This is a genomic window from Halomonas citrativorans (assembly GCF_014898005.1).
Classification (GTDB): Bacteria; Pseudomonadota; Gammaproteobacteria; order Pseudomonadales; family Halomonadaceae; genus Vreelandella; species Vreelandella citrativorans.
Genome location: NZ_JABUYX010000005.1, coordinates 35836 through 53917, shown reverse-complemented (window position 1 = coordinate 53917; position 18082 = coordinate 35836). Strand labels below are relative to the sequence as shown.

Annotated in this window: 17 protein-coding genes; 12 read left to right on the top strand and 5 right to left on the bottom strand. The window is 55.7% G+C overall.

The genetic code is table 11. The annotated features are described in order from the left end of the window. The first annotated feature begins 138 nt into the window (after positions 1–138). From INT20_RS07895 to INT20_RS07865, 7 genes are all read left to right on the top strand, one after another. The gene (locus tag INT20_RS07895; RefSeq protein ID WP_193056749.1) at positions 139–936 is read left to right on the top strand and encodes an HAD family hydrolase; all 798 of its coding nucleotides are present in this window, start codon (positions 139–141) and stop codon (positions 934–936) included. 129 nt (positions 937–1065) lie between these two features. Beyond that, positions 1066–1791 (top strand): response regulator, encoded by a 726-nt coding sequence (locus INT20_RS07890; RefSeq protein WP_193056748.1) that lies wholly within the window; start codon positions 1066–1068, stop codon positions 1789–1791. Between the two features lie 80 nt (positions 1792–1871). Beyond that, a complete protein-coding gene (locus INT20_RS07885) occupies positions 1872–3287 on the top strand; it encodes an ATP-binding protein (RefSeq protein WP_193056799.1) in 1416 nt (471 codons plus the stop codon). Between the two features lie 111 nt (positions 3288–3398). After that, positions 3399–4658 (top strand): ABC transporter substrate-binding protein, encoded by a 1260-nt coding sequence (locus INT20_RS07880; RefSeq protein ID WP_193054827.1) that lies wholly within the window; start codon positions 3399–3401, stop codon positions 4656–4658. A 139-nt stretch (positions 4659–4797) separates the two neighbouring features. Continuing rightward, entirely contained in the window at positions 4798–5724 is a 927-nt protein-coding gene (locus tag INT20_RS07875) for a carbohydrate ABC transporter permease (protein WP_172117198.1), read from the top strand. Continuing rightward, the gene (locus tag INT20_RS07870; RefSeq protein ID WP_193056747.1) at positions 5717–6595 is read left to right on the top strand and encodes a carbohydrate ABC transporter permease; all 879 of its coding nucleotides are present in this window, start codon (positions 5717–5719) and stop codon (positions 6593–6595) included. The genes INT20_RS07875 and INT20_RS07870 overlap by 8 nt, the downstream gene beginning before the upstream one ends. A 38-nt stretch (positions 6596–6633) precedes the next feature. Beyond that, positions 6634–7755, top strand: coding sequence for an ABC transporter ATP-binding protein (locus INT20_RS07865; RefSeq protein ID WP_193056746.1), 1122 nt, complete (start codon positions 6634–6636; stop codon positions 7753–7755). A 7-nt stretch (positions 7756–7762) separates the two neighbouring features. On the opposite strand, the gene INT20_RS07860 is transcribed toward INT20_RS07865, so the two are convergent. The 3 genes from INT20_RS07860 to INT20_RS07850 form a co-directional block, all read right to left on the bottom strand. Continuing rightward, positions 7763–8809 (bottom strand): YcjF family protein, encoded by a 1047-nt coding sequence (locus INT20_RS07860; protein ID WP_193056745.1) that lies wholly within the window; start codon positions 8807–8809, stop codon positions 7763–7765. Continuing rightward, the gene (locus INT20_RS07855) at positions 8806–10194 is read right to left on the bottom strand and encodes a YcjX family GTP-binding protein (RefSeq protein ID WP_193056744.1); all 1389 of its coding nucleotides are present in this window, start codon (positions 10192–10194) and stop codon (positions 8806–8808) included. The genes INT20_RS07860 and INT20_RS07855 overlap by 4 nt, the downstream gene beginning before the upstream one ends. A 164-nt stretch (positions 10195–10358) precedes the next feature. After that, positions 10359–11228 carry a D-hexose-6-phosphate mutarotase gene (locus INT20_RS07850; protein ID WP_193056743.1) on the bottom strand — a complete coding sequence of 290 codons (870 nt, stop codon included), beginning with the start codon at positions 11226–11228 and terminating at the stop codon, positions 10359–10361. Positions 11229–11378: 150 nt separating this feature from the next. Here INT20_RS07850 and INT20_RS07845 point away from each other — a divergent pair, with 150 nt between their 5' ends. From INT20_RS07845 to INT20_RS07830, 4 genes are all read left to right on the top strand, one after another. Continuing rightward, complete coding sequence (locus INT20_RS07845; RefSeq protein WP_192527808.1) at positions 11379–11621, top strand: GlsB/YeaQ/YmgE family stress response membrane protein; 243 nt, start codon at positions 11379–11381, stop codon at positions 11619–11621. Positions 11622–11810: 189 nt separating this feature from the next. Next, positions 11811–14276: a DUF1266 domain-containing protein gene (locus INT20_RS07840; RefSeq protein WP_193056742.1), complete on the top strand. Its 2466-nt coding sequence runs from the start codon at positions 11811–11813 to the stop codon at positions 14274–14276. A gap of 85 nt (positions 14277–14361) precedes the next feature. Next, positions 14362–14997 carry a C40 family peptidase gene (locus tag INT20_RS07835; RefSeq protein WP_172117191.1) on the top strand — a complete coding sequence of 212 codons (636 nt, stop codon included), beginning with the start codon at positions 14362–14364 and terminating at the stop codon, positions 14995–14997. Between the two features lie 61 nt (positions 14998–15058). Beyond that, on the top strand, positions 15059–16246 hold the full coding sequence (locus INT20_RS07830) for an MFS transporter (protein ID WP_193056741.1): 1188 nt from the start codon (positions 15059–15061) through the stop codon (positions 16244–16246). 53 nt (positions 16247–16299) lie between these two features. On the opposite strand, the gene INT20_RS07825 is transcribed toward INT20_RS07830, so the two are convergent. Next, positions 16300–16782 (bottom strand): FKBP-type peptidyl-prolyl cis-trans isomerase, encoded by a 483-nt coding sequence (locus tag INT20_RS07825; protein WP_172117189.1) that lies wholly within the window; start codon positions 16780–16782, stop codon positions 16300–16302. Between the two features lie 178 nt (positions 16783–16960). On the opposite strand from INT20_RS07825, the gene INT20_RS07820 reads away from it, so the two are divergent. Next, entirely contained in the window at positions 16961–17239 is a 279-nt protein-coding gene (locus tag INT20_RS07820) for a hypothetical protein (RefSeq protein ID WP_192527804.1), read from the top strand. A gap of 173 nt (positions 17240–17412) precedes the next feature. Here the strand turns inward: INT20_RS07820 and INT20_RS07815 are convergent, their stop codons facing one another. After that, the gene (locus INT20_RS07815; RefSeq protein WP_087106221.1) at positions 17413–17880 is read right to left on the bottom strand and encodes an outer membrane lipoprotein; all 468 of its coding nucleotides are present in this window, start codon (positions 17878–17880) and stop codon (positions 17413–17415) included. Positions 17881–18082: the final 202 nt, after the last annotated feature.

Here is an 18082-nt window from a genome sequence, read left to right as displayed (position 1 = left end):
ACGGATTCCCAGGGGCTGCGCCAATTATCCGCCGTGGAAGTTGATGTTAGTTAGATAGTATCTTAGATAGTATCAAGGTGTTACATAGCTTGAGGAGGATCGGTTAAGCTGATGTTTCATTAATGGAGAGCGCACGTTATGACACCACGGCTGATTGCTTCTGATCTTGATGGCACCCTGTTGGGGCGCGACCATCGCTTGCACGAAGATACCATTGAGGTCTTAAGAACGTTGGTAAACCAGGGGCATCACTTGGTGCTTGCATCAGGACGCCACTACGCCGATATGCGTGTCTTTAGAGATCAGCTCAATGTCCCCATCCATTTAATCAGCAGTAACGGTGCCTATACACACGACCCTAACGATCAATTGCTGGCGGCCTACCATGTCGGGTCCCCTCAGGCTGCCGCGTTGATTAAATTGCCGCGCCCGGACAATGTACGGTTAAGCCTTTACCTGGACGATGCCTGGTACATAGATGCTGAGTCGCCCAGCCATTTGGAAATGCATGCAGCCACGGGCTTTGTCTACCAAGTGGTGCCGCCGGAGAAGATGCCTACCGAGGGGATAGGTAAGGTGCTTTACGGCGGGCGCCCCGATGCGCTGTTAAAGGTCGAAACCGCCATCCGCGAAATTAATGATGGCTCGCTTCACGTGACTTATTCAACCAGCGATTCGTTAGAGATTATGGCGGGAGGCGTCAATAAGGGAGTGGCACTGTCGGCGCTGCTCAAGCGCCTCTCGGTTGCACCTGAAGATTGCCTCGCTTTTGGCGACAACCTCAACGACGTTGAGATGCTAAGCCTGGTGGGCGAGCCGCACTTCATGATTAACTCACACCCAGAAATGGCCGGCAGGCTAAACGCCGCGCGGCAGATAGGCCACCACGGCGATGCCGGTGTGGCCGAGCTGTTACGCGAGCGATTTGCACTCTGAAAGCGACATTAAAAAGAAGATTCGTTAGCGCCCGTTCCATCATTAGTCGAAGGGGACTTGAGATGCCTGGTCCCCTCGACCATCATCATGGCCCCAGAACGACAACAACATAGGGCCAAAGCCGCTGCAATGACGACACCCGCTGCTACCTTGATTGTGGTCGATGACGATCCGGAAATTCGTGAGCTGCTTGCTGATTATCTGGGTCGCCACGGTTATCGTGTTTTCACCGCCGATGGCGCCGAAGCGCTACATGCTCTGCGCTTGGAGTGTTCTCCCGACTTGCTGATTGTCGATTTAATGTTGCCCGGCGATGACGGGTTTACCATCTGCCGTGATGTGAGAAAACATAGCGATGTGCCGATTATTATGCTCACGGCCAGTGCTGATGAGACCGATCGAATTCTCGGCCTGGAGTTAGGTGCTGATGACTACCTGAGCAAGCCATTTAACCCCCGCGAGCTGTTAGCGCGCATTAAAGCAGTATTGCGGCGTACGCGCAGTGATGCGGCGCCTATTCCCACAGGGCAAGCGCGTTGGGTGGGGTTCGGTCAGTGGCAGCTGGATCGCATGACGCGAGAGCTGATTGACGAGAAGGGTGAGCGTACCTCGCTCTCAGGGGCCGATTTTCAACTACTTCAAGTGTTTCTGGAACACCCTGCCACGGTGCTCTCGCGGGATGATCTCTATGCGCTGACCCGGGGGAGAGACGCGCCGCCGTTTGATCGCTCCATTGATGTTCACGTTTGTCGGCTTCGCCAGCGGTTGGGCGAAGATGCTCAGCATTCACAACTGATCCGCACGGTGCGAGGGGCGGGCTATGTGTTAACCGCCCAGGTAGATGCATTAACGTGAAAGCGACAGGATGGAGAGGCATTAGACGTAGGCTGGCCCGCTGGCTGCCCGCCTCTCTGCGTGGGCGCTTTGTCATTATCATGATCGCAGGAGTGCTGGTGGCTCAAGGGGCCAGCTACGCGATCTGGACATCCCAGGTGCGCTCCAGCCATTTGGCCCAGCTGGATGAGCTATCTACTAATATGGCGTTTAGCATCGCCTCCACCATGAAGTTTTTCCGCTCACTGCCCGTGGATTATCGTCACATCGTGCTTGATCAGCTGCGTAATATGGGCGGCACGCGTTTTTTTGTGAGCGTTAACGAGCGCCGACTCATGGTCAACGATATTGGCTCAGGGCTGGAAAAAGAAGTCGTCGTGAACAACGTACGTTCGGTGCTCACTCGCGAGCTTAATATTGACGATGTCGTCGTCGAATTTTCGCGTCCGGAAAATCTGCGCGTACTCAATAACGAGGTGCTGCTTTATGACCTGCCGCCCCGTTGGGGGCAGCACAGCCTGATGATGGAGCCGCTATCGCCGCCCATTTTAGTCGTACAGTTAGAGCTTTCACCCGGCACCTGGCTTTACGTTGCCACGCTCCTGGGTGTGCCCGATATTTTTAGCGGCTATCGCTGGCTTTCTGAAGAGCGTTTGCTGGTAGGGCTTTTGGTACTGCTGAGCGTGTTGGCGCTTTCGTTACTGGGCATTACCAGCGTGACCCGGCCGCTGGCACGGCTTTCACGCGCGGCCAGGCAGTTGGGAGATGACCTTGATATTCCCCCCTTAAAGGAGAGCGGCCCCAAAGAGGTGGCGGCCACTGCCATTGCGTTTAATCGAATGCAGCGACGCATACGCGAGCAGATTGAGGAGCGCGAGCGGCTGTTCTCCGCTATTTCTCATGACCTAAAAACACCGATCACCCGTATGCGCCTGCGTGCCGAGATGCTGGATGACACGCTCCAGCGCGAGCGTTTTTGTGCCTCTCTGGACGAATTGGATAGTTTGGTAAAAGGCGCGCTGGCATCGGTAAAAGGGCTGGACCTGCATGAAGAACCAGTGCCTGTCTCCCTGGAGCAACTGCTTGAAGAACTGGCCGAGGCGCTTAGCTTGCAAGGGGGGGAGGTCAAGATTGAGCGCCAGAGTGCCGTCAACATCGAGCCGATTGTTGCCAAGCCTCTAGCGCTAAAGCGTTGCCTGGCCAATTTGCTTGAGAACGCGATTTTTTACGGTAAGCAGGCGGATATCTATCTGTTTGATGAGGAGGAAAGCGTCACCTTACAGATACGCGATTACGGCCCGGGCATTCCTGAAAAGCAGCTAGAACGCGTGTTTTCGCCCTTTGTAAGGCTGGAACCCTCTCGCAGCCGCCATACCGGTGGTAGCGGCTTGGGGTTAGGCATTGCCAAGCATATCGTCCGGGCACACGGTGGCAATATTCAGCTTGCCAACCATGCCGAACAAGGCCTAATCGTGACCCTTACGCTACCGCGTCAGGAAACTATTACGGGTTTGTAATAAACCTCCAGCACTATGCAGCACTCGGTAACTCACGTTGCTGCTTTTCCTGGAGTAACCTTCTAAAGGCCGACCGTCCGAGAGGACAATAACAATATCAGGAGCGACGCAATGCCGATGTTTAAGAAAACCACCCTCGCACTCGCCTTAGCCGGGGCTACACTTGCCGCGACAGCTCACGCCGATGACGTCGAAGTACTTCACTGGTGGACCTCCGGCGGTGAAGCCCGCGCTGCCAACGTGCTTAAAGAGCTGATGGAAGCGGAAGGTTATGGCTGGCAGGATTTTGCTGTCGCCGGGGGCGGTGGTGAAACGGCGATGACCGTGCTCAAGTCGCGTGCCATGTCTGGGAATCCTCCTTCAGCGGCTCAAATCAAGGGGCCTGAAATCCAGGAGTGGGGCGAGCTGGGTCTGTTAGGTAATCTTGATGATGTCGCAGACGCCGAAGGCTGGAATGAACTGCTGCCTGAGGTTGTCGCCAATATCATGCGCTATGACGGTCAGTATGTGGCGGTACCTGCTAACGTCCACCGGGTGAACTGGCTTTGGGCCAACCCTGAAGTACTGGACGCTGCTGGGGTTGAAATGCCAACGACCCTGGACGAGCTGTTTGTCGCGGGAGAGGCCATTCGCGAAGCGGGCTTTGTGCCGCTGGCGCACGGTGGCCAAGCCTGGCAAGACGCTACGGTATTTGAAAGCGTGTTATTAGGTGGTCAAGGCAGTGAGTTTTACCAAGCGGCGTTGGTGGATTTAGATCCGGAAGCGCTGGGCGGCGATCAAATGATCGAGTCGCTGGAAGACTTTAAGCGTCTGCGTGAGCTAATGGACGAAGGTATGCCTGGGCGTGACTGGAACATTGCCACTGCGATGGTGATTGAAGGCGTGGCAGGTATGCAGTTGATGGGCGACTGGGCCAAAGGTGAGTTTACCGCGGCGGGACTGACAGCCGGTGAAGAGTATCTGTGTGCAGCGGCACCCGGCACGGAAGACGCATTTACCTTCAACATTGATAGTCTGGCCATGTTCCGGGTAACGGATGACGGCGAGCGTGAGGCGCAACAGGCATTGGCACGTTTGGTGCTTGAACCTACTTTCCAGGAAGCCTTCAACCTGGCGAAAGGCTCAATTCCAGCGCGTCCTGACCTGGATATGAATGAATTCGACAGCTGTGCTCAGCAGTCGCTGGCCGACTTTCAGCGCACCGCTGAAGAGGGCGGTTTAGTGCCCAGTATGGCGCACGGCATGGCCGTTCGCGCGGATGTACAAGGGGCTATTTTTGACGTCGTAACTAACTACTTCAATAGTGCTGATATGACCGCCGAAGAAGCCGCTGAACGCATGGTGAGCGCAGCGCAAGCGGCCTCGTTCTAACGCGCTTTTCGCTTGGCTTGGTTTAGCCTGACTCAGGTAGGGCGCAGGCAATACCGCCAGGAAATGCTGTAGGGCGCCGCCGCAACGGCGGCGCTTGAGTTTACGGGTAAGCCACTTCTTTTATAAGAGTTACCTCCCCATGAAAAATACCTCTGCGCTGCGCCTAGCGCCTGGTGCCAAGCGGTCAACATCTTCTGGTGGTCTGCAGGCGTGGCTTCCGCGCCTGGTATTGGCGCCGTCGGTAGCGATTTCGCTGTTCTTTGTTTACGGCTTTATGCTGTGGACCTTCGTGCTCTCGTTGACCAGCTCGCGCATGCTGCCCAGCTACGATTTTGTGGGCTTTGGGCAATATGCCCGTTTAATGGCGAACGACCGCTGGTGGGTTGCCTCAACCAACCTGATGATTTTTGGCGTGCTGTTTGTGGCCATTTGTCTGGTAATCGGTGCGTTTCTGGCCATTTTGCTGGATCAAAAAATTCGCCAGGAAGGCGCGCTGCGCACCATTTATCTCTATCCCATGGCGCTTTCATTTATCGTCACTGGCGTAGTGTGGAAGTGGTTGCTTAACCCGCAGCTGGGTATTCAAGCGATGGTGCAGAGCTGGGGTTTTGAGTCCTTTCGCTTTGACTGGATTATTGACCCCGATATGGCTATCTACACGCTGGTCATTGCGGCCGTATGGCAGGCATCCGGGTTTGTCATGGCGCTGTTTCTGGCCGGGCTGCGCGGCATCGACGACAGCATTGTCAAAGCGGCTCAGTTAGATGGTGCAAGCCTGCCGCGCATTTACTGGCGTGTGGTAATGCCTTGCCTGCGCCCGGTGGTGTTTAGTGCCGTAATGATTTTGGCGCATATTGCGATCAAAAGTTTTGACCTGGTGATTGCCCTGACTGGCGGCGGGCCTGGGTACGCGACCGACTTACCGGCCACCTTTATGTATGCCCACGCGTTTAATCGCGCCCAGATTGGCTTGGGGTCTGCGAGTGCCATGCTCATGCTTGGCGGCGTGCTGGCGATTTTGATTCCTTATCTCTACTCCGAATTAAGGAGCCGTAAGCATGGATAATGTCATTCGTCGCCAAACCTTCGCGGCCCGGTTGGGTCGTGTTGTGCTGTACGGCGTACTGATTCTTGCTGCGCTGTTTTATATCCTGCCGCTTATCGTGATGTTGATGACCTCGGTGAAGCCGCTTAGTGAAATCAGCGCCGGAACACTTTTATCGTGGCCACAAAATCCGACCCTCGCGCCCTGGACAAAAGCCTGGGGAGAAGCCTGTACCGGCATGCGTTGCGATGGCGTCGGCGGTTATTTCTGGAACTCCTTTGCGATCGTTATACCCGCGGTATTGATCTCAACCACCATCGGCGCACTTAACGGCTACGCGCTCACCAAATGGCGCTTTAAGGGGTCCGAATTGGTGTTTGCGTTAATGCTGTTCGGCTGCTTCATTCCCTTTCAGGTGGTGTTGCTGCCCATGGCGCAAACCCTGGGTTGGCTGGGCATTTCCAGCTCACGTGCTGGCTTGATACTGGTGCATGTGGTGTTTGGGATTGCGTTTACCACGCTCTTCTTTCGTAACTTTTATGTGGGTATTCCCAACGAGCTTGTGTCGGCTGCGAAGTTGGACGGCGCCGGATTCTTCCGCATTTTCTGGCGAATCCTGCTGCCGGTTTCTGCACCGATCATCGTCGTCTCGGTGATTTGGCAGTTCACTCAAATCTGGAATGACTTTTTGTTTGGCGTGGCCTTTTCGGCCCACAACACTCAGCCCGTGACCGTGGCGCTTAATAATCTTGTCAACACTTCCACCGGCGTACGTGAATATAACGTCGATATGGCAGCGGCGATGATCGCAGCGCTACCCACCCTGGTGGTGTACGTACTGGCAGGCAAATACTTCGTGCGTGGGTTAACCGCCGGTTCCGTCAAAGGCTAGTTGTGAGAAGAGCCTGATAACAAAACAGGATGTTTTTTATGTCGACATTAGAAATTCGCAACGTTCGTAAAGAGTTTGGCAGCGAGCGAGTGCTGAAAGACGTCAGTATTTCGATTAATTCCGGTGATTTTTTGATTCTGGTCGGGCCTTCTGGCTGCGGCAAGTCCACGCTAATGAACGCGATTGCCGGGCTTGAGCCGGTGACCAGCGGCCATATTTTGATTGATGGCGAAGACGTTACCTTTAACACGCCTGCCGAGCGCGATATCGCCATGGTGTTTCAGTCCTATGCGCTTTATCCCAGCATGACCGTGCGCCAGAACATTAGCTTCGGGTTAGAGATGCGTAAAGTGCCCAAAGCCGAACGCGAAGCCTCAGTAGAGCGCGTGGCAGACTTACTGCAAATCACCCACCTGCTGGAGCGCAAGCCTGCCCAGCTTTCCGGCGGGCAGCGCCAGCGGGTGGCGATGGGGCGGGCGCTGGCGCGGGAGCCCAAGGTCTATCTGTTCGATGAGCCGCTTTCCAACCTGGATGCCAAGCTGCGCGTTGATATGCGCACCGAAATCAAAAAGCTTCACCAGCGCCTAGGCACCACGATTGTCTACGTTACTCATGACCAGGTAGAAGCAATGACGCTGGCCGACTGCATTGCCGTCATGCGTGACGGCAATATCCTCCAGCTTGGCAGCCCTGATGAGGTGTATAACAACCCGGTCGATATGTTTGTGGCGGGCTTTATGGGGTCGCCCTCCATGAACTTTATTCGCGCGATGCTGGAAAAAGAGAGCGACCGCTACCAGCTGCGAATTGCAACGCCAGGTGAGACGGACTTACTGCTTCCCTGGCCTGAAAGCCGTATGACGCCCGATATGGACGAGCGTCTTAATCAACCGGTCATTCTTGGCCTGCGTCCGGAACACTTTAGCGAAGAGGATGTGCGTCTAACGGCGCAGGCCGAAGGCACGCTGCTCAACGCAAATATCAGCGTGGTAGAGCCGACCGGTGCGGATATCCTGCTGCGGTTGCCGCTGGGCGAGCAGGAAGTTACTGCCCGCGTTGGTCCTAAATGCCCGGTTGTCGCCGGAACGCGCCTGGCGCTGCGTATTGATATGGAACAAGCCATTCTGTTTGATGCGGTGAGCGAGCAGCGAATCGCTTAGCCAGTGGCTACTCCCTGGTCCGTGTGGCCTGGGCAGGCTCTTTATCCAGCCGTTTGATCTGGCGCCAGAGGTCCTGGCGCAGGTCGGCCATTCTGGGTTGCTCTTCGGGCATGAAGGCTACCGGACGGCAGAGGCGCTGGGCACGTAGCCCCAAACGGGCGCTAAGCAGCCCGGTGGCCAGGCCTTGGCTTGCGCGAGTGGAAATTCGCCCAGCCAGGTGCAGCGAGAGCATATCCATACTGGCATCGGCGGCGAGTTCGCTTACGCCTGCAAACGCCATGTTGCGCAACACGTTTCTAAACAGACGTAAGCGGCTGGCGTAACCAAGTTCCAGGCCGTAAAGCCGGCATAACCTGTCGACCATGGCGAGACTGCGCCAGGCTACCAGCGCCATATCCACCAGCGTAAGGGGGCTGATCGCCACCATAATGGCGGTTTCCCCAGACATACGGGTTATCAGGCGCTGCGCCTCACGATCGCGGGGTGCCAACAAGTGGTGGCGCAGCAGCGCCTGAACTTCCTCTCCGTTATGATGCGGCTCACAGGCGCGCTCAAACGCTTGCCAGTGGGGATCGTCCGCTGAAAGCTTTAATTGCTGGCGAAGCTCTTCGGCCATTTTCTTTGCCTGATGGGGCGAGCGTTGGGGCAGTTCAGCTAAATCGCTACGCAGTCGATCATGGCGTTTCAGACGCCTTAATCGGCCGAGTTCTCTGATCAGTGACATGCCCCCTAAGCCAATCAGGCTGATGCCAAACAGCTGCCACGCCAAATTCATCCACGCTGACTGGGAAAGCGCATCGGGAATGCCGGTGGCCAGTTCGATGATGCCCAGCGTGGCTCCACCTGCCAAGGCAAACATTAACCCCCAGCGGCGTTTGCGTGGGGCGCCCAGGCTGGTAGCGGGCAACGCCTGTTCCTCGGCCGCCGTTATAAGGGGCTGGTCATCGTCGGTTGCTTCAAAGCGCTGCTGCTGGCGTAGGCGGGTCTCCTGCTCGGTAACCGTGTCGGGCGTATCGTGCAGGCGAAAATTACGCCGTGGCTGTGGGTCGGTCATGCGAGTTTATCTCCAATCAGCCAATCAATGGCGGCGTCCATTCGGATATGTGTCAGTGCATCCGATGCCGATGGCATGGGTCGAAAGCTGGGGAAGTCAAAGCCCTGGTGCTGCCAGAAGTCGGCATTGGGCAGGCGGGTCGGGACATCGCCTGGGTAAACCAGCACGTCTTCTCCTTCAAGCGTCGTGCCGCGTAGCGCCGAGGAGCGTTTTCCATCTTGCAATACTTCGCGTGCCTCGGTGGCCCGAATAGCTGCAAGCGACAGCGCTTTTACCGGCACGTTGGCAAAGCGTAAATCCTTCAGCGGTTCGGCTAGCAACGCTTCCAGTAACTGTACAACATGGCTGTGCTGGTCAGGCGTTACGTGATCCGCTTTGGTGGCGGCGATGGCCAAACGGTCAATTTTGGGTGCGAACAGCCGCGATAGCAGGCTGCGTTTGCCGTAGTCGAAGCTTTGCATTAATTGATGCAGCGCACGGGAAAGGTCCTCAAACCGTTCTGGCCCGGCGTTCAGTGCACCCAGTACATCGACCAGTACAATCTGGCGATCAAAACGCCTGAAATGATCACGATAGAAGGGCTTCACCACCTGTTGCTGATAGTAGCGAAAACGGGCAGCAAGCGTGGCGTAAAGGCTGCTTTGGGGCAGGCTGTTGAGCATTTCCCTGGAAGCATCAAGATGGGGCAGGGGGAAAAACTGCAGCACCGGGGCGCCCGCCAGCTCACCGGGAAGCAAAAAACGCCCCGGTTGAAGGTCCGAAAAGCCCGCCGCCTTGGCACGACGAAGCCCTTGCGCATAGGCGTCAGCCAAGTGCGCCAGTTGAGCTTCGTCCGCTTCAGAGGCGGGGGCTAAAGATTTCACCGCGTTTAACCACTCGCTGAAGAGTGCGCGCCGCTGCTCGCCTTCCAACAAGGGCTGGGCCTGGCACCAGCTGTAAAAATCGTGCTGCAGCAGCGGTAAATCGAGCAGCCATTCGCCTGGGTAGTCAAACAGGTCCAGCGTTAAATGGGCGATATCCGGCGACAGCCAGCCGCTTTGCGCAGGCCGATAGCGCAACTGCAGGCGTAATTCGCTGATGCCCCGTGTCGGTTCGGGCCAGCGCGGCGGCGTATCGCGCAGCGCCGCCATGCCTGGGTCGTAGGGGAAACGGGGAACGCCAAGATCGGGTTGATTAAGCCGCTGTGCGCCCAGTAAGCGGCCATCTCGGGCGGCGGGCAATAAATCCAGCCTTGCCTCGACGCCCGCATGACGTAGCTGGTTCACCAACGAGGTTAAAAACGCCGTTTTGCCCGCTTGTGATAGCCCCGTTACCGCTAAGCGCAGCTGACGGTCTCGGCCTCGTTCCAGTAAGTTACTCAGTTCGCGGCTTAACGGCTGGCGCATCCTGGCGTTCCTTTTGTTAATCCTGAATTCAGAAGTCATGGGGCCGTGGCCGTAAGCGGCTCACGTAGTGAGCGAACATTAGTGGCTGGCGGCGTTGCAAACGTAATGGCTAATTTGGTTGCTAGCATAGTGAATAGCATAGCCAAGGGTTGATGAACCGTGCATTAACCGCGACTTAGCGTTGTCCCCAGCAGGTGCTGGGCGCCTGGTACCAGCCACACCGGGTCAAGGCGCGTGTTGGCGGCTTCAATGCACAAAAAATGGCGCGCGGCGTCAGCAGGTGTGTCGCCGGGAGGGTTCGCACCGGGGTGCCACACCACGGTTGAATCACTTGACTGCTTGGCAACGCGCAAGCGGCGCACGCCATCATCTAGAAGCACGGCTTCATTGCTGTGATAAATTCGGTCGATGCCGCCACGGATAGCCAGCGTGCCTTGGTGCTCGGACTCCGCAAAATCACGCAGTTTGTCCAGGTAACGGGCGCCCGCAAGACCTTCCACACGACACTGATGCACGTCATCAACGGCTAAATAGGTGTGCAGCGCACCGCTGGTTTTAACCGGCGTATCGCCGATATTTTCACTGATAAGCTCAACATTTAAGCGCTGCGCGTTGGCCTGAACCACCACGCGTGCGGTGAGTTGGTTGTGCAGAGGGTGCTCGGGAGAAAGGTGCACCTCAATTCCCTCTGCGTGCTCATCAACGGCGTCCAGCCGCCAACTGGCTTGGCGAGCCAAACCGTGGAATGGGCCGTCGCGTTCAGGACTTTCGTCGGCGTAGCGCTCGTCTGCAAACCAGGGCCAGCATAATGGGATGCCGCCGCGTATAACGTCGGGCATTGCGGGCGGTGTCGGTGTTACCCAAAGCCAGCCGGTATCATTGGCAGGTTTGAAGTGAAGCACTTGGGCGCCTTGTAGGCTGATGGCAAGCTCGCCCCAGGGCATATTGAAAAGAGCGACATTGCGTCCTTCCCACGTCGTTATTTGCTGGCCGTCTACGCTAGCCATAAGAGTTACGAGTGAATCAGGGGTCATGAGCGTTCCTTAAAAGGGTGTGTATCAAATCAGGCAGGATTGTCGCGCTGTGTGCTATGGTAGGACAAGCATAATGAGTAGGTAAAACGCCTAGGTTGGCAGGTAAGAGACATAGGTAAAACCCTGAAAAGTGGATATCAAGGAGGCACTATGGGCTTTATTGCGTGGTTAATTATTGGTGGTTTGGCTGGCTGGATCGCTGGCAATATCATGCGCGGCGGCGGTTTCGGCATCCTGGGCAATATCGGTGTGGGTATCGTTGGAGCCGTGTTAGGTGGCTTTTTGTTTAGTTTGCTAGGCTTGCAGGCGGGCGGCTTTATTGGCTCGCTAGTGACCGCTACGGTAGGGGCTGTCGTACTGCTGTGGGTTATTAGTAAAGTGCGAAGTGCGTAGCGTTAAATAAAAGACGCCGTGCTTAAGCGGCGCACTGGTTCGATATCATTTGCTGCCCGGCCTTGTGTCGGGCAGTGTCGTTTTGCACCAATCGGTCAGTTTAGCTATCGGTCTTGCCACCACTTTCCGTTACACTAAGGCGCTTTGCTCTAGCGCACTGCTGGTAGATTTTTTGTTTCGAGGTGTCTCTTGGTCGACGCGTTAAACGCTTGGTGGGCCCAACAGCTGGTGCTGTGTGATTGGGCATTTACCCCGCATCCGCTCTCGGTGGATACGCAAGCTGCTGAGCAGCGTTTGCTGCAACTGGGTATTACCAGCCGTAACGAGCTGGCCGAACAGCTTTTTCATGCGTTAGGCGCTTCGACAGGAGAAGCAGACCGCTTATTGGGCGCGCTTGAGTGGTCGGCGTTGGCCGGGGCAGCAGGGTGGTTAAATGCCGATCAGGCTCATGCCTGGGCGCACCATGTTATCCGCCGTATTACCGCTGACTACAGCGATTTACGTGGCTGGCTTTCAGAGCTGCGCCGGGTGCTGGGCGCCAAGGGCTGGGAAACCGGCGCGGATGATCGTTTTATTGACGCTTGCCAGGCACTCTCAGCACTGGAAAGCGAAGACGAAGGGATTACCTGGCTAAGGCTTGAACATACGCTGGCACAGTTGCCCGCGCCGGCGCCGTTATGGCCCCAGGCGGCAGAAGCGCAGGTGTGGCGTTTATGTGCGCTGTTTCGCCCCGTTATTAGCTACCCCGCAAACCGAGCCGATTGGCCGGAAGCCGACCAATGGCTTGAACGCATTTGGCAGATCAATGACCGCGAGCAGCTACTCGAAGTGGCGCTATGGCTGAGCGCTCAGGGAGAGCGCCAGCGCTGGGATATTGAAGCCCGTGAGCTGCTGGGGATGGATAACGCCCAACGGCTTGCTTGGCAGCAGGATGAAATAGAAGACTCGCCCTACGCGGGTGTCCTCAACGCGTTTGTAAGCCAAGGCGAGCCGCTTGAGTGGGCCGCGTGGGACTGGCTGCGGCTGGTGGAGATTGCCTGGGCCGGTGCTTGCTGTGGTTGGTTAAGCCAGGCAGAAGCAGATGATCTTGCATGCCACGCAGCGGACCTAATGAATCATCGCTACCACGACTGGCGCGCTATTCTAAAAGCCTATATGCGAGGTCAGAGCCTTTTTGAGGGTGTCGACCGACGCGATATGACGCCTAACCCTCATCACGCCTTACTGCTCAACGCCGCGCATAGCCCATGGGCCTGCCCGCCCTCTACGCTGTTGAATGAGACGAGTCGCCAAGCATCACAACAGCGTGTCAAAGCGTGGCGCAATACGTCCCATCACTGGCTGCTGGCGTTAGCGGGGGTACGTGAACCCGATGTCATGCTGCGCCAGCTAAACCCCGGTGCACCCATTGCCGAGCAGCGCCGAGCAGATGCCGCGCTTTACCTTCTAGAGTCGCTTGGCCTGCATGCGGATGAGGGCCCCGCTGTTCTCGCCCGTTACTGGTTGCCTGCCCAGGCACATCATCTTAATCAGTTAGCGGCCGATGCGGTGCACGGCGTGTTGCCGCCATCACACACGCTGTTTGGTCAGCCCGCGTCAGACGAGTTGAAGCAGCGTAATGCGGTGAAGGGTGTCAGCCGTCATGCGGCCACTATCCATATGGCGGAAAAGTTTGCCTTCTATTTGCACATGTCGCTGGATAGTGGTTTATTCGAGCGTGAGCCGCTGCTTGCTTATGCCCGTGAACTACGTAGCTGTTTGTGTCGTTTTTACCCTAACCCCAAGCGGTTGCTGGAAGCCTGGTTTGCCTGGGAAAGTTGCTTGCCGGAGCCTGAGCATACCTCGTTAATTAACGAGATTGCTTGGCACCTGGAAGATCCAGGGAGCCTCTTTTACTGGCTGGACTGGCGCCCCGATGCCTGGTGCGAGCCAGGCGGACGGCCAACGCTTACCCATTTTACGGCCATGTCACTGGTTGGGCCGCTTAATAGTGCCGTGTGGAGTGAGCCTCAGCCAGAAAGTGCGCGCGAGTGCGCGGACATTAAAGAGTGGGTGGAGAGTCACTATCACTTGAGCAGTGCTGCCGATATGCAAGAGTTTCTAACCTTTATGTTGGAGGCTGGCGACCGCCAGGAGTATCAGATCAACTATGCGCCCTATACGCTGAACCCGGAGCGTCTAGAGGCCGAAATCGCGATTCTGGAATCGGGTGACTGTGCCGAAGAAGATCGCCACCATCTGCTTCGCCTACGGCGTGTGCAGGGTAATGAAGATAGCTGTAATGATGTTGACATGGCCGCATGGGATATTGCTCAGCTTGTCGATTTGGCGATCGCTGCCCGGCAGTTGGGTTGGCTGGAAAGTCAGGCATTTGCCGAGGTGCTGGACCGTGCGTACCATTTGGCGGCTGATCACTATGCTGGCTGGCAAGAGTACGCCGCAGGAATGTATGCTGGATTCTCGTTTTTTATGGGTGAAACGCCCGAACGTGACAGCTTTTTAGCCGGGTTTCGTCAAGCCATGGTGGCTTGGGTGTGCGGTGCACCGATCCTTGCGGGCCCTTGGGCAAGCCTCGATTTTCCGGGTAATAAACCGCGCCATTTTGCGCCGCTGCATATCGACACCTTACCCGGTGATTCACGAACATTACATTGAGGCTCGCCAACCATGCATTGTCTAGCTTATAGTTTAACGCGTGTTAATTACCCTACCTTCACCATAATAGTACGAGGTTAATCGCATGGTTGCGTTGCCACACCCCGCTGTGACCGCTGTCCGTGTTGTAAGTGTTTGTGTTGTCATTGCTTTTCTGGCTGGCTGTGCAGGCTCTTCGCATCAATCTATCGAGCCGCCCGAGGACTATTTCTCGATGACGCTGCCAGGAATGGCGAAAGGCGTTAGTCCTCAGATGTCACCCGTCAGTAATTCGTTAGACCAGTTACGTAGTTTTCAGACACCGCCACCGACTCTGGTGCGTCAGGCACTACTGGAACAGCACCAGCGATGGTCGGGGACGCCTTACCGCATCGGCGGGACGTCAGAACGAGGAATCGACTGTTCGGCGCTGGTACGTAATGTTTATCGCGATACGTTTAATTTAGAACTACCCCGTTCCACTTCGGGCCAGATACATGAGGGACGCTCGATCGACCGCCAAGAGCTGCAGGCGGGCGATCTGGTTTTCTTCCGTCCGCCAGGGCGTTATAATCATGTGGGCATCTATGTCGGAGATGGCTACTTTTTACATGCCTCTACCTCACAAGGCGTCATCATTTCCAGTTTGGATAACAGCTACTGGCAGCGTTATTACTGGCAGTCGCGTCGGGCGCTGGAACCCACCAACCTTGCTTATTTAGGCAGTAACTTCACTCCGTGAAGGGGCAGGGCTGTTGGCGTTTCGCTTCCAGCCCCGCAAGTTGTCTACTCCTGGGAATGGCATGATTGAAGCCAAAACACGTGCTTGGTGGCGAGCAACAATGGCCCTGTGTTTAGGGTCATTTCTGGTATTTATTAATCTGTATGTTCCTCAACCGTTACTGCCCGAGCTTAAAACGGCCTACGAGGTGTCTACCTTAGGCGTCAGCCTGCTGATGTCGGTTGCTACGCTGTCGCTTGCCTTGTCCCTGTTGGTCTTTGGACCGCTTTCCGATGCGATAGGCCGTGAAGGCATTATGCGTATCACGCTACTGCTGGCGGGGGGCTGTTCGCTGGCGCTGGCATTTGCTCCGAACTTTGAAAGTCTGCTACTGCTTCGCTTGGTTCAGGGATTTGTATTAGGCGGCCTACCCGCCGTTGCTATTGCCTGGATGGGCGATGCCTTTGAAAAGTCTGCGCTGCTAAGCGCCGTAGGGCTCTATATTGGTGCCAATACGCTAGGCGGTATTAGCGGTCGGGTCGTAGGGGGGGCCGTCGCGGAGATAGGTGGGCCCTCCGCTTCCTTTATTGTGGTTGGGGCGATGACGCTGGTTGGCTGCGCAGTATTTTGGCGCTTATTGCCTAATAGCCATGCGTTTGAGCCCAAGCGTTTTCAGCTTCGCCGCGCGCTGGTAGACCTGGCCGGGCATTTGCGCAACCCGGTGCTGCTTGCAGCCTACTGCCTGGGCGGCATCAATTTTCTTATTTTTATCAATCAATATAGCTACATCACCTTTCGCTTGGCCGCTACACCTTATGCGCTGGCAGCGAGCGGGCTGGGGCTGATTTTCCTGACCTATTTGGGTGGCACTTTTGCATCGGCTATTTCTGGCCGACTGGCCGAGCGCACGTCTCCGGCTACTTGCATGATGGCAGGCGTGGCGATTCTGATGACAGGTACCGCCGTCACTCTGCATGATTCGCTGGTGCTAATTATTGTCGGTCTAACGATTAATGCGTTTGGTTTTTTCTTAACGCACTCACTGGCGTCCAGCTGGGTGGGGCGTTATGCCCAAGGCGCGCGTGGCAGTGCGTCAGCCCTTTACCTGGTGTTTTATTACGTGGGCGCAAGTCTCGGTGGCTTCTGGCTGGAGCCTTTTTGGCAGGGAGCTGGCTGGCTTGGTGTGACCTGGGCTTCGTGGATTCTGTTAACGGTTACGTTAACCATCACGCTAGGAATGTGCTGTTTCGAGCGCCGTTGCTGCCTTTAATGAAGGCATAAAAAAGGCAGCCCGCAGGCTGCCTTTTTAGCAAACGTGGGCACTTAGTGCTCAACGCCACCTTCACCGTGCACATGGCCGTGCTCGGTTTCTTCCTGGCTTGCTTCACGTACGGTTGCAATCTCAACGTCAAAGTTAAGTTGCTGGCCTGCCAGCGGGTGATTGCCGTCAACGATGACGGTATCGCCTTCGATGTTCTTAACGGTCACCATTAGCGGGCCACCTTGAGTCTGGGCTTGGAACTGCATGCCCGGCTCAATGTTTTCAACGCCCTGAAAAGCATCACGCGGTACTTCTTGTACCAGCTGCTCTTGGACTTCGCCGTAGCCCTCTTCGGGGGATACTTTAACGTTCAGCTTGTCGCCCGCTGCGCGGCCTTCCAGCTCTTTCTCCAGGCCCGGGATGATGTTGCCAGCGCCATGAAGATACGTGAGCGGCTCACGGCCTTCGGAACTGTCGAGCACCTCACCTTCATCGTTGGTCAGGGTATAGTGGAACGCGACAACCGAGTTTTGCGCAATTTGCATTGGATAACCTTTCGGTGAGTGCATGTCCCAATATGGTAACGCGTGAGGCGTGGCTTGTCAGGGGGTAAACCGGGTTTTTACGCCTGATCGTTAATAGTGGTGTTGCGCCTTGCAGTCACCGGGGATACTCTAAGCCAACAACTTTTCCCTTTTTAAGATCACATTCACTGGAGCTTGCATGACAATCTTCTTTATTTGGCTTATTGCATTTGTCCTGATTGCCTACTTTGCCAATCAGAAGTGGAGCAATGGCCTCAGCCAAGGCCTGGACCGGCTTTTGCCTGGCGTGATGAAAAGCCACGGCGATAATCGCTACTTGTGGGTAACGACGCTGGCTGTATTAGGCGCAACAACGCTGGTTCGTCCGGTGGATATTTTGCTTGTGACTATTTTGCTGGCGTTGGTTGGTTGGGTCATTGTGAAACTGGCCGGTTGGGCGAGCAATATGTCACACTAATTAAGCTATCAAGCGGCGAATGTCATTGCCGCTATGAACATAAAAATGCCCGGCTAAAGATAGCCGGGCATTTTTTTGCGTTAAAACGAATAGCTCACTTAACGTGGTAAATGTTCATCTTACCTGGCGACAAGCCTGAGACCTATCAACCCGAGCCTATCGGCGAAGCGCTATTAATACGGAGCGACGCTTACGTTTGAGCCACTACCGATCAGGCGAACACGCTGGCCTGCCTGGTAGGCGTGATCCGCTCCTTGTACCACCACCACGTCGCTGCCATCATCAAGGCGGATTTCCATTTCCAGTGCGCTGATGCGGTTGGCGCGGTCTTCAGCAGCGGTGCCCGCAATCGTGCCACCCAGAGCGCCGGCAACAGTTGCCAACTGACGACCTGAACCGCCACCCACTTGGCTACCCAACAGACCACCAATAATGGCGCCACCGCCACTACCCAGCAAGCCTCCCGCACGGCTATCTGCCTGAATTTGTACGGGCCTTACCGCTACGATGGTTCCATAAGTAACGCTTTGGCTGGTTTTAGCTTGGTTGCCGCGATACACATCACCTGAATAGGGGGCAGTGTTGGCACACCCGGCCAAGGTCAGGATGCTTAACGCAGCAACAGGTAGTAAACGTTTCATTAAAACCTCCAAGGTATGCAGCTTAAAAAAGTATAATCAGGTGCTTCAAGGGTAGTGCAATGTTTATAAAAAGTAACTGAATTGACTAATTAAGACCAGAGAATATCAAAAGGCCGTAAATCCCAGTGTAGACAGAGAATAAGAAAACAGTGTGCATATCTAACAATAAAAAAAGGAGGCTAAAAAGCCTCCTGAGATAAAG